The sequence below is a fragment of the Nostoc linckia z4 genome (assembly GCF_002608075.1).
Classification (GTDB): Bacteria; Cyanobacteriota; Cyanobacteriia; order Cyanobacteriales; family Nostocaceae; genus Nostoc; species Nostoc linckia.
This window is the reverse complement of sequence record NZ_LAHA01000002.1, coordinates 68,772-81,639: the sequence shown is the minus strand read 5'-3', so window position 1 is coordinate 81,639 and position 12,868 is coordinate 68,772. Positions and strand designations below refer to the sequence as shown.

The 12,868-nt window shown below is 41.4% G+C and carries 9 protein-coding genes; 7 read left to right on the top strand and 2 right to left on the bottom strand.

Annotation, left to right across the window (positions count from 1 at the left end):
• Window positions 1-17: 17 nt before the first annotated feature.
• The 7 genes from VF06_RS02665 (at window position 18) to VF06_RS02635 (ending at window position 7,469) form a co-directional block, all read left to right on the top strand.
• A complete protein-coding gene (locus VF06_RS02665; protein ID WP_099067180.1) occupies window positions 18-1,175 on the top strand; it encodes a glycosyltransferase in 1,158 nt (385 codons plus the stop codon).
• A 98-nt stretch (window positions 1,176-1,273) separates the two neighbouring features.
• The gene (locus tag VF06_RS02660; RefSeq protein ID WP_099067179.1) at window positions 1,274-2,032 is read left to right on the top strand and encodes an undecaprenyl-phosphate galactose phosphotransferase family protein; all 759 of its coding nucleotides are present in this window, start codon (window positions 1,274-1,276) and stop codon (window positions 2,030-2,032) included.
• A gap of 427 nt (window positions 2,033-2,459) precedes the next feature.
• A complete protein-coding gene (gene gmd, locus VF06_RS02655) occupies window positions 2,460-3,539 on the top strand; it encodes a GDP-mannose 4,6-dehydratase (RefSeq protein ID WP_099067178.1) in 1,080 nt (359 codons plus the stop codon).
• A 23-nt stretch (window positions 3,540-3,562) separates the two neighbouring features.
• On the top strand, window positions 3,563-4,507 hold the full coding sequence (locus tag VF06_RS02650) for a GDP-L-fucose synthase family protein (protein WP_099067177.1): 945 nt from the start codon (window positions 3,563-3,565) through the stop codon (window positions 4,505-4,507).
• Window positions 4,508-4,614: 107 nt separating this feature from the next.
• Window positions 4,615-5,184, top strand: coding sequence for a 5-formyltetrahydrofolate cyclo-ligase (locus tag VF06_RS02645; protein ID WP_099067176.1), 570 nt, complete (start codon window positions 4,615-4,617; stop codon window positions 5,182-5,184).
• A gap of 46 nt (window positions 5,185-5,230) precedes the next feature.
• Window positions 5,231-6,250 (top strand): catalase family protein, encoded by a 1,020-nt coding sequence (locus VF06_RS02640; protein WP_099067175.1) that lies wholly within the window; start codon window positions 5,231-5,233, stop codon window positions 6,248-6,250.
• A 382-nt stretch (window positions 6,251-6,632) separates the two neighbouring features.
• Window positions 6,633-7,469: a carbohydrate ABC transporter permease gene (locus tag VF06_RS02635; RefSeq protein WP_099067174.1), complete on the top strand. Its 837-nt coding sequence runs from the start codon at window positions 6,633-6,635 to the stop codon at window positions 7,467-7,469.
• 75 nt (window positions 7,470-7,544) lie between these two features.
• Here the strand turns inward: VF06_RS02635 and VF06_RS02630 are convergent, their stop codons facing one another.
• Window positions 7,545-8,219, bottom strand: a complete 675-nt coding sequence (locus VF06_RS02630) for a sugar transferase (RefSeq protein WP_099067173.1) — start codon at window positions 8,217-8,219, stop codon at window positions 7,545-7,547.
• Window positions 8,220-8,575: 356 nt separating this feature from the next.
• Window positions 8,576-12,475 (bottom strand): hypothetical protein, encoded by a 3,900-nt coding sequence (locus tag VF06_RS02625; protein WP_099067172.1) that lies wholly within the window; start codon window positions 12,473-12,475, stop codon window positions 8,576-8,578.
• Between the last annotated feature and the right edge of the window lie 393 nt (window positions 12,476-12,868).

Sequence of the window (12,868 nt, the reverse complement as noted above, 5' to 3'; positions counted from 1 at the left end):
TTTATTACAAGTTAGCTGTGCCCTTGAAATATGCTCTGGTTCATGAGTGGTTGACACCCAAAGCCACAGGTGGTTCAGAACTCGTTGTACGGGAAATTTTGAATCACATTGATGCTGATTTGTATGCCCTCATCGATTTTGAATCCATCAACCCTGAAAGTTATTTATATAAACGTCAAATTGGCAAGACGTTTCTTCAACACTTTCCGTATGCTCGTAACGGTATACAAAAGTACTTGCCATTGTGGCCTTTGGCAATTGAACAAATGGATTTGCGACACTATGACGTAATTCTGTCTTCCTCCCATGCTGTTGCCAAGGGAATCCTGACCACTCCAGATCAGTTGCATATTTGCTACTGTCACAGCCCTATGCGCTACGCCTGGGACTTGACTTTTGATTATCTACGCCAAAGCAAGCTGGGTAATGGCCTACCAGGGTGGGTGACTAGATATTTATTACATCGTTTGCGCCAGTGGGATGTATTGAGTGCTAATCGTGTTGATTATTTCATCGCTAACTCGCAGCACACAGCTAAGCGGATATGGCGTTGCTATCGGCGAGAAGCAACAGTGATTTACCCACCGGTGAATATTGACAAATTTCCATTTTTTCAGGAAAAAGACGATTTTTACCTAACAGTTTCTCGGCTAGTGAGTTATAAGCAAGTATCGTTGATTATCAAAGCTTTTAATCAACTACAACGACCTTTAGTAGTAATTGGTACAGGAGATGAAATGAAAAAGATTTGTGAGATGGCAAATTCAAATATCCAAATACTGGGATGGCAACCCGATAATGTGGTAAAAAAATATATGGCTAGCGCTAAGGCGTTTGTGTACGCAGCTTGCGAAGATTTTGGTATTGCCTTAGTGGAGGCACAAGCCTGTGGTACGCCAGTAATTGCCTACGGTGCTGGGGGTGCTTTAGAAACAGTGCGAGATATTCGCTCTGATGTGGATACAGGGACAGGTATATTCTTCAGGACACAAACAGAGGCAGCTTTAGTGGAGGCAGTAGAAGAATTTGAAGTACATCAGGGTTCATTCAATTGTGAGTATATGCGATCGCACGCCGCGCAGTTTTCACCGCGAGTCTTTGCAGATCGTTATCTAGATTTTGTAAACAAGTGCAACGAAAAAAGACCTTTTTGGAATACTGGTCTTGGTTCATAGGACTTATTTTTTTAGGCTTTTGGCAATTTATCCCCAGAAGCATCTCATTTTGGCTTTAAGATTGGGACTATGTGTGGTGTGGATTATTAAGGAGTATGATGACTGCCCAGAGCTCACTCCTCTCCGGCAAGCGAGGCATACGGCAAGACACTAAAGCGTCTTTGCGTACTCTCCTAAAACGGGGTCAAAAAACAAAGACGCCTAAGGTTAAACCTAAAGGTCTATCTTTTCAGGGTTTAAACGGAGAGTTTGCTAAACGACTGTTCGATATAGTGTTTTCGCTGTCAGTGTTAATTTTATTCTTTCCTGTCTACTTAATCTTGGCCTTGTTGATTGCTTTGAGTTCAGAGGGCCCGATTTTTTATGTTCAGGAACGGGTGGGTAAAAATTACAAACCTTTTAACTGTATTAAATTCCGAACAATGGTCAGCAATGCGGACGAAATCCTCATGCAAATGATGGAAACATCGCCCCAATTGCGACAAGAATTTGAGAGCAGTTTTAAACTCAAGCAAGACCCACGAATTACTAAAATTGGTCGATTTTTGCGAATTACTAGCTTAGACGAGTTTCCCCAGTTTTGGAACGTTTTAAAAGGGGATATGAGTGTAGTCGGCCCTCGACCATTAGTAGCGCAAGAACTACCAAAATACGGTTGTTACATTGATGAGATTTTAACCATCCGGCCAGGAATTACTGGTTTGTGGCAGGTTTCTGGACGTAATGACATTCCCTACCCCCGACGAGTCCAAATCGACCTGCATTACGTAAAATTCAGGAATTTATGGCTCGATTTATGGATCATCTTAAAAACCGTTGATGTAGTGATTTTGCCTAAAAATAACGGAGCATACTGAGTAATTACTTAGGGCTGATTTTGGGGGCAGCCAATGCCCCTAAGCACTGGTTTTCAGTGTTAATAAACAGCTACACAAATGAAATAATCTTATTTTCAAAGCATTCAGAACACTAAATAGCAAAAACTTATCGAATTCAAGCAACTTTATTAACTCTTCATAAAAATCAGATAATTTATAAAATTTTTACAACCTAAAAGTGGTAGCATACCGCAGAATAATTCAGGGAAAATATTGAACTTAGGAAATTAAGTTTAACTTTTCACATCACTTGTTATTAAGTAAATATAAGTAAAATTATTTACTTAAAAATTACACTATCCGTTAGAACTAGTAGGTTTACTATTAGGCAATTCAGCAATTACCTGCTAGGTTGTATCAGATCGCTTGTAACATTTTAATCAAAAAAAATAAGGGATAGTTGAGCATGACGCAAAAAAAACGAGCCTTGATTACTGGTATTACCGGTCAAGATGGTTCATATCTGAGTGAGTACTTGTTAGAACAAGGCTATGAAGTTCATGGGATAATTCGCCGCACATCTACCTTCAACACAGACCGCATCGATCACATCTACGAAGACCCACACAAAGAAGGAGTCCAGTTATTCCTGCACTATGGAGATTTGACCGATGGAACAACACTGCGACGCATTTTAGAAGAAGTACAGCCAGTAGAAATTTACAACCTCGGCGCTCAATCTCATGTGAGAGTCAGCTTTGACTCACCAGAATACACTGTAGATTCAGTGGGAATGGGGACACTGCGTTTATTAGAAGCAATTCGAGACTACCAACACCGTACCGGAATCCAAGTGCGATTTTACCAAGCGGGTTCCTCAGAAATGTACGGATTAGTACAAGCAATCCCCCAAAGCGAAACCACACCATTTTATCCCCGCAGTCCCTATGCTTGTGCCAAAGTATACGCCCACTGGCAAACAGTAAACTATCGCGAATCTTACAATTTGTTTGCTTGTAACGGCATACTGTTTAACCACGAATCACCCCGTCGTGGTGAAACCTTCGTCACCCGTAAAATCACGATGGCAGTAGCCAATATCGTAGCCAAAAAACAGAAAAAGATCTATATGGGAAATCTCGACGCTAAGCGAGATTGGGGCTATGCCAAAGATTACGTGAAAGCAATGTGGTTGATGTTGCAGCAAGAGCAACCAGACGACTACGTGATTGCCACAGGGGAAACTCACTCAGTGCGAGAATTTCTGGAATTGGCATTTAAGTATGTCAATCTCAATTGGCAAGATTATGTCGAATTTGACGAACGTTATCTGCGTCCTGCGGAGGTAGAGTTGTTAATTGGGGACTCCAGCAAAGCACGGCAGCAGTTAGGCTGGACACCATCAGTAACCTTTGAACAATTAGTTGCCTTAATGGTAGAAGCAGACTTACAAGCCTTGGGTTACACTTCACCCAACGGCAATGGTTCGCAATTTCCCCACGAAGTTGCTACTCTTCGTCAAGAACTTGGCGCTTTGCACTTCTGATTGAGACCACAGAGGATAAAAATATGACCGCCTTAGAACTCAAAAATAAACGCATTCTGGTCACTGGTGGGTCAGGGTTTCTCGGTCGTCAAGTGATAGATCAACTGCGCCAAGCAGGTGCAGAGAATGAGAAGATTACAGTGGTGCGATCGCGTGATTGCGATCTGCGAGTTTGGGAAAATTGCCAGCGTGCAGTTGACCAACAAGACATCGTTATCCATTTAGCAGCTCATGTTGGTGGCATCGGTCTCAACCAACAAAAACCCGCAGAGCTATTCTACGATAACTTGATTATGGGCAGCCAGCTAATTCACGCTGCATATCAAGGCGGAGTAGAAAAATTCGTTTGTGTTGGTACCATCTGCGCCTATCCCAAATTTACGCCAGTACCATTCAAAGAAGATGACTTGTGGAATGGCTACCCAGAGGAAACCAACGCACCTTACGGAATTGCTAAAAAAGCGCTTTTAGTACAACTACAAGCTTACCGCCAACAGTATGGCTTTAATGGTATTTATCTACTGCCTGTGAATTTGTATGGCCCGGAAGATAATTTCGATCCGGGAAGTTCTCATGTGATTCCGGCGTTAATTCGTAAGGTTCACGAAGCCCAAGTTCAAGGAGACAAGCAACTATTTGTTTGGGGTGATGGTAGTCCGACTCGCGAGTTTCTCTATTCTGTGGATGCAGCGCGGGGCATTGTTATGGGCACCCAATTCTATAACGAATCAGAACCAGTGAATTTGGGTACGGGTGATGAAATTTCCATTCTTGATTTAGTAACTTTGATTAGTCAATTAATGGAGTTTAAAGGTGAGATTGTTTGGCAAACTGATAAGCCAAATGGTCAGCCAAGACGCCGTTTAGATACTGAACGCGCCAAGCTTGCTTTTAATTTCACCGCTGGTGTTAGCTTTGAGCAAGGGCTAAAAAACACCATTGAGTGGTATCGCCAACACGCTGCATAATCTGACGGTGGGCAGTGCCCACCGTCAGATTTTTTGAGCAAAAATTAGGTACTAAACTGTATTTTGCTATATAACTCACTTACTGTTTCACAAGTAAGTTGTTAAATGTGGACAGACTTAATTATCAACTAAATAAAACACAATTACGGCGTACTTTACTCAAAAAACGTCAATCAATGTCTGTTGAGGAGTGGAGAGAAAAAAGCGATCGCATTTGCTTTCATTTACAAAACTCTACTTTGTTTAACCAAGCAAAAACAATACTCGCTTATTTTAGCTTTCGCCAAGAACCAGACCTCAGTCCATTATTTACAAATACTCAATACCGTTGGGGATTTCCTCGCTGCGTTAATCAATCCCTGTCTTGGCATATTTGGGAGACTGATGATTCTCTTCAAAGTGGCGCTTATGGCATTACTGAACCGCATTCTGATGCGCCAACTTTAGATCCTGAGGAAGTTGATTTGATTCTCACCCCCAGTGTAGCTTGCGATTATCAAGGATATCGCCTGGGTTATGGCGGAGGTTATTACGATCGCTTACTCAGTTCACCAGAGTGGTTGACAAAGCCCACTATCGGAATTGTATTTGATTTTGCCTATTTACCCCAACTACCCATCGAACCTTGGGATAAACCATTAAAGAATATCTTAACGGAAACTGGGTTGACTCCCTAAAACTAAAGGTTGAGGATGATGATGAAACATCATCAAAATATTTTTCATGAGTAATCCAGTATCATCTACCACTGACGAACAAGCCACAATCGACGAAATTGTAGCAACTAGCCTGCAAGCTCAACAACAAACAGGCCCAGATTTGCGCCAAATCCATAGCAAAAGTCACGGACTGCTTTGGGGAGAGTTTATTATTGAACCGAACCTTCCTGAAGACCTAAGAGTGGGTTTGTTCAAAACACCCCAAACCTATCCTGCTTGGATTCGTTTTTCTAATGGTGGTGCGCCTGAAAAGCGGGGGAAATTTCGCTCGGATAGCCAACCTGATGTTCGCGGTATCGCTATCAAGGTGATGAATGTAGAGGGGCAAAAAATACTAGATGATGAGGAAAAAACTCAAGATTTTATCCTCAACAATTATCCTACTTTTTTTACTAAAGATATTCGTGATTACGCTGATATCTTTAAAGCAGGTAGCGGACAACTTAGCCCAGAACGTTTAGAAGAACTTGGTTATGCCTTTGCTTTGTTACAAAAAATTACTAGTAAGAACGTAGGCAATCCACTTTTGATTCAGTATTGGAGTATGGCTCCGTTTAAATTTGGAAATCGCGTTGTGAAATTATCTGTTAAATCTCAACAGATTGAACAGCCTCCACAAACACTTCCAGAATCAGAAAACTACCTCCGAGAAGCAATAGTTAACCTGTTGACGGTAGAAGGTCAAGAAGTATCTTTTGATTTTCTGATTCAGTTTTATGTCGATGATGACAAAACGCCAATTGAAGACCACGTTAAAGAATGGCAAGAAGCAGATTCACCATTTATTAAAGTTGCAACTGTCCGCATTCCCAGCCAGAAATTTGACTTTGAAGAACGTAAACGTTTAGATGAAGGTATATTGTTTAGCCCTTGGCATACATTACTTGAGCATGAACCTGTTGGTAGTGTAAATCTTTCTCGCAAAAAGCTTTATAGCGAACTTGCAAAGTATCGGCGAGAACAAATTGCCAAACGCTTACGAGAACCACAACCTTATGCAGAGGTTGGAGATTCACCACTATAATTTGATTGCCAATTGTAGAATGATACAGCAGAATTCAGGGGTCAGAATGGGCTACGCCCGGCTACGCTAACAGAATTCAGAAGGAATTGGAGATGTAGTTGTCGCGCAAAGCAACGCACCTTGAATTGTTGACGGTGCGTTAGCCTACTGGCGTGTCTAGACTAAAATAGTGCATTAGTAAACTCTTGTGGGGTGGGCATCCTGCCCGCCCGGACGGGTGAGGACACTCATCCCACAATAAAATCTATTGCAATATTTTAGTCCGGTCACGCTACTACTGGACTGACTCAAATCAACCTATGATTATAAAAAACGATCGATTCTTTAAAAAATTATCTTAGTCAGAAATTAATATTTATCAAACTCGCAAGTTATTAATCAAATGTTGAACTCGAAAAAATCACGATCGCAAACTCTATTAATGTATACGCTATTGGGAGCGATCGCACTGGTGATGCTGTTTCCTTTGCTGTGGCTAATCAGTACAGCCTTAAAATCACCTACAGAAAATATTTTACAGTCCCCGCCACAGTTGTTGCCTGCATCGCCTACACTGGATAACTTTTCTCGTGTTTGGCAATCTTTACCTTTTGGACAATATTTATTTAACAGCACCTTGGTGTCAGTGCTGACTGTTGGCTTGAATCTACTATTTTGCGCTTTAGCTGCTTATCCCTTGGCAAGGTTATCATTTGCGGGGCGAGATTGGATTTTTATCGCCGTCGTCTCTACAATTATGATTCCGTTCCAAATTGTGATGATTCCTCTTTACATTTTGACAGTGCAGTTGGGTTTGAGAAATACTTATTTAGGGATGATTTTCCCCAGCTTGGCTTCTGCGTTTGGGATTTTTTTGTTGCGCCAAGCTTTTATGAGCGTTCCTAAAGAAATAGAAGAAGCCGCCCGTATGGATGGCAGCTCGGAGTTGGGTTTATGGTGGTATGTGATGCTACCAGCAATTCGCCCAGCATTAGTAACCTTAGCAATTTTTGTATTTATTGGTGCTTGGAGTGACTTTTTGTGGCCTTTAATTATCATCCAAGACGAAAATTTATACACTCTTCCTCTAGGAGTCGCCAAGCTAGCCGGGACATTTTCCCTTGATTGGCGCTTGGTAGCAGCTGGTTCTGTAATTGCGATCGCCCCAGTATTGTTACTATTTATATTTGTACAACGTTACATTGTACCCACGGAAACAGGTAGCGGGGTAAAGGGATAAGAAAGACGCAAAGAGTCAGAGACGCTCTTACACGGCGAATAACCAATGCCCAATGCCCAATGCCCAATGCCCAATTCAGTAAGCACCAGTCTTTTTCAAGACTACCCAAATTGTTTTCATAATTAGACTCAAGTCGTAAGTTACAGACCACTTACGTTGATAATCCATATCCATCTTGACGATGGTTTCAAAATCTGTGATGCTCGAACGACCGTTAGCTTGCCATTCTCCAGTAATCCCTGGTTTGACTCGCAATCTATCCCAGTGGTGTGGGTCATAATTCTTGACTTCATCAAGGGTTGGTGGACGAGTACCAACTAAACTCATGTCCCCTAGCAAAACGTTCCAAAACTGTGGGAATTCGTCTAAGCTAGTACGCCGCAAAAATTTGCCCACCGGAGTAATTCGAGGATCGTCAACAGATTTAAAGATGTGACCTTTGGCTTGGTTATCAACTAGATGCTTGAGTTTATCGGCATCCATAACCATAGAACGGAATTTCCATATGCGGAAGGGCTTTCCATTCAAGCCGCAGCGAATTTGAGAATAAAATATGGGATTTGGATCGTAAATTAAAGTAACAATTCCTACAGGAATCGCCACCAAAAACGTAATAATCAGCCCGATAATGGCTCCAATAATATCAATTAATCGTTTTGCAAAGCTCACAGTTGAGGGATGTGAAGGCTGTTGCGAGCAATCAAGAGAATAAGAATAAATCACAAGAGCTAAATTATCTACAACATGAATTTTTGCATCAGTAGTGTAGACATAGACATAATTTTTATGGGAATTTTAATGTTTTTGTTTTCACTACTGAGTAATAATATACACAAAAGCACAATTAGAAAAAAACTCAAGACCTCTAGTTTACAAAATCTTTCAATTAACTATCATAATTGTAAATATATAATATACTACTGGAAAAATTCCAAAAAAATGCTATATCTGCTTTTGATGTTGACGGTTGACCGTCAATAGGCAAGGGTGCAATTTAAATGGGGAATTGCGGAGGACTAGATGGGGAGTGGGGAAGATAACTTTGAACTCGTAACTCAACAAGCAACAGTCATCAGTCATCAGTCAACACTCCCAATACCCCATAACTAATGACTGCGAACTTCCAGGGCGAAATTCACTATATATGGTTCCTCCAGTGATTGCTGATTGCTAGCTTTGATGGCATTGAGATAGCGGCGTAAAGACAAAAGTTGTTGAGAATTGGGGCGGTAGGTGAGACTGCCTTGTTTTTCAAAAAGTGGTGCAGTGGCGATCGCTTGATAGTCGGGATTTTCTTGAGAACTCTGGGTGAGCCAAGTTGAATCTGTGACTGAAGGTATCAAACCGGAAGGTAGTTCACCCTCCAAAAAAGCTAACAGGCGTTGCTGACAACTGCGAGTGTTGATACCGCGACCTTCAAATAATTGGATAACTTCACCGAAAGATAAAGGTCTTTCTGGTAGCAAACGTAGCAATTCTGTAAATAGAAAATAATCAGTGTATTGTTGTCTGGGTGTATCTAATACCTGGGGATGCAAAGGTAGCATCGCCAAACCATAGGCAACTCGACTGCAATTAGGAGCGCCGTTTTCGCCGAGATACAAATCTTGAATAATTTTCGCGCTGGGGAGTTTTTGTCGTAGCCAACGGTTCACCGTGCCTATACATGCTACGCCACCAGTGAGGATAGCTTGATTTATGGCTTCTGTGGGAATACCACGAGCTACTAATAATTTGTTGAGTTCGCGGTTCAAGCGGCGGACAAAGGGGATAAATACTTGGCTTTCTAAATCTCGTCTGTGTAAAATCCACCGCTGATCGGCTAATTCCAAGGTAAAAGAATCTTGGTGTTGTAAAATCAGCTTCAAAGCCAGTGCTGCATCTAATATTGCTTGTCCCAGCAAGGAACTCTCTAGACGCTGCTGGAGACGAATGCGAACAGCAATATCTGGTTCCCCGACTCTGGGTAGTTGCAATTCTTCTAGGCCTAAACTCTGCCACTGCATTTGGTCTAAACCAGGAATTGATGGTTGCCATTGCCAGGGATTAGTGGTAGCAGTTTTACTTTCGTTTGGGGTTGCTAAACGTGGTTGCCGAGATTTTGGGGGCAAAAGCAGCTGACAAATAATGTCTTGTTCAATTCCCTTGCCAGCATAAGCAAAACTGTGGAGCATGAAATCATTGTATGTCAGTTGTGTCAGGGTTTCTGGTACATCCACTAATAACATTTCTGTGGCAGCTGCCCCGATATTAATGACAAGGGTGTTGCCCAAAAGAGAATTTTCGCTGGTTTTTGCCGGCAGAGAATCTGCATCTGGATTTAATTTTAATTTTATTTGCTGGCCATTAGCAGCATCTAGTTCTGGGAGTAAACTGGCGATCGCTTCTTCAACAAAAAAGACTTGCTGGGGATGTTGCACAAGTTTACTAGTGAGTACAGCTTCTCTAACATTGAAACGATATTGTTCTGACCAACTAGATGGACAAGTGCAAATAACACCAGCAATATGATTAATAATTTGAGAAAAATCTTGTTCTTTAATTCCCACAGCAGCAGCTATTAAACCAGGGGTGGTACTGCCTCGATCGCACTTGAGAGTTAACAGTAGCTTTGAGAGCGATCGTACAACCCAAATTAATGGCCCTGCCGAAAATTCATTTAATTGTAAAACAGGTTCCCATTTTTGCCGTTCGCTTTTGTACGCAATGGCTACTTGTAAATAAGGTTTGAGTTGTGCTGAGTAAAGATTATTTGTTGAATCCGATCTTGGAGGTGTAGGATTCTTATCTTGGGCAACAGCCGCGGGTACTGTTTGTTCGTGTGCTTCAATACTGTCATTTTCACCTTGGGGTACGGAGGCTGTGGGCAGATAAACTTCTGTTGGTAAACGAAAGGATTGTTGAAAAGAAGTTGTTCCCCGTGAATTTTCTGCTGACCAGTAGATAGGATGTACAACCAAAGATGAACTATTTAATAAAGCTGCGGAAATTCCTGTTGTACCTAAATCAATTCCTAAATACCAAACTGATTGGAGAACATTGGTTGAAACTTCTGTGTTGTTTATTGAGGAATTTGCAGGTAAAGAGCTTTCTGAAATAGAATTTGTCTCTTGCTTTTTTTTTTCAGTTTTTGTGTCTAAATCTAAGTTAGCTTCTACTCCAGTAACTAGGAAACTATTGGTGATTTTTTCCAAATTTTCTGGTTTTTCCTCAGGCAAAATCGTGGGGATTGTTGCTTGGATTTCAGCAACAGATTCCTGAGAATTTTCTAAATTTGTAGCCGATTCCAAATCAGAATTTAGCTGGCGATGGAAATTAGCTAAATCTAGATCTAATAGTTGCAACTGTTCTTCATTTAAGGAAATATCAGGGATGACTGGAACTTGATTTGACTCTAGAGAAAGTAGGTTTTCTTGTGGCGAAGCTGGAATATAGTTTTCTAAAGCAGGTTCTTGTCCATCACTTATAGTCTCTGTGACAATAACTTCCCTTGGTTTGGGTAACTCAATGTCTGGTGTTTGGGGAGTAATTGCTGCTGTAGTTGTAGCATTAATTACAGGCAATGGTGGTTCCGGAAGTTGCCCTTCGGCACTTACCTCAGGTAATAAGTCAGTTAAAGTGTTAATTGTATCGTCAACTTCTGGCTGAGTATCGAGTTCCGTCGGCAAACTTTCTGCTGAAGCAACTTCCAGTGGCGCTGGGTTGGTATCCTCTGCAAAAAATAATTCTTCCCCTGAATCTGTGTTTTCTACGGTAGCCGGAGGGTTGGTCAAATGGAAAAAATCCGGGTCTGGCTCTGCAACTGGTGTATTGAATATCACATTTTCAGAATCTACAGTTGGAGAATCATTAATGGTAGTAAACAAACTCGCATAAAGTTGGTCTACTTCATCAGTAATTGAGTTAGAAATTTCTTCTGGTAATTCAGCTGGACTTTCAAAAGATTGAGATGAGTCTAAGCCAAGTTGCAACAAAACTGCATCTAAATCTTCTGTGAGGGTAGTAGTCTGTAACTCAGGATTAATTGATGAAGTTTCCGGCTGTATCAATTCTAAAAGTGGCAGTGGAAATTCAGCATCGATATCAGCTGGCAAAGTAGGTGATGCAGGTGGTGTTTCAGCTTCTATTCCCAAAAAAGATGACTCTGAACTAGGGGACTGTTGCTGCAAATACTCCGTCAAATTGTTGAGAAAGCTAGCCATCAACTGTTCGCCTTGGATTCCCTTGCTATGCATTCTTGCTAGTGCTTGGGATAAGGACTCGTAATAGGTATTAATGTTGCGTTGTAGTGCGTCAAAGACAACATTTACAGTTCCATCTAGTGATAACAGGCGTCGATCTAACTCCTGAGCCAGTCTTGTTAACCGCTCTACACGCTCTGGGGATTCTAAAAAAGCTTGGCTAGTAAAAGATACTGGTTCTGAGTTTGGGTCATGGATTCCTGCGGAAGAAGTGGTGGAATTAGCTAAAGTTTGTGCTAGTAATGGCGTTAGATTTGGCACAAGCCGACTCATGAGTACCTGTAAAAACTCGGTAATCATCTGTTCTTGGTTGGTCAACTGCTGTGCTAGGGAGTAGTTTTGCAATCGCTTTTGTTCTAAGTGCCGAATTTCTTGAATGAGAGTAGCTCGTTCTTGCAATAGTCCTTCTAATTCGGCTCGTAATGGCTGCATCAATGCGGAAAATTCAGTTTTGAATTCTCCAGTCTGAACAGCACTGTATTCTTGATTAACTTCAGATGGTGGTAGTAAAAGCTGCTTATGGTCTGGTTCGATAAATTTTGTTAACAAAGGCGATCGCGGTTCCCTGAGAAATTGATTTTCAACACCACCCTCTAATGCTTCTTTTTCTCGTAGCCTCAGCAAGAAGTCCCGAATTCGTTCTAAAACCTCTTTGGGTTCTTGTCCCTGATTAGGTAAAAATCGAGACAGGCGCTTACCACCACTGGCAAGTAGGTTGTCAATGTCTGCAATCAGCTTTTGAATTTCATCTGCACTGGAAGTCACTTTTGATTACCTTAGCTACAACAATATGTCAATTAATGTGAGAGTTACTTTACAGTCATTAAAGTTTTGAGTGACAACATCTGCCACTTTGACTTGTGACTGTCATTATGTTATGGATTACAGGCAGGAGTGGCAATCTTCAGTCAGTGTTTGTTTAACAAGCTTAGCTTGATTGCTCAAAACCACTAAAATATCTGAGCAATAATTTACCTTTAACAGCAAGAAGGCTCACACCACAGCAATAATAGTCACTGTTGACACAAACAAATCTCTAGAAGCGTTGATATGGTCTGATATAATACACATGGTCGTTGACCTACCAGACTGCGTGGAATCAAAAAGCTAATTTCAAACTAGTCATAATTGCCGCAGACACATGGCTAGATATGGGAA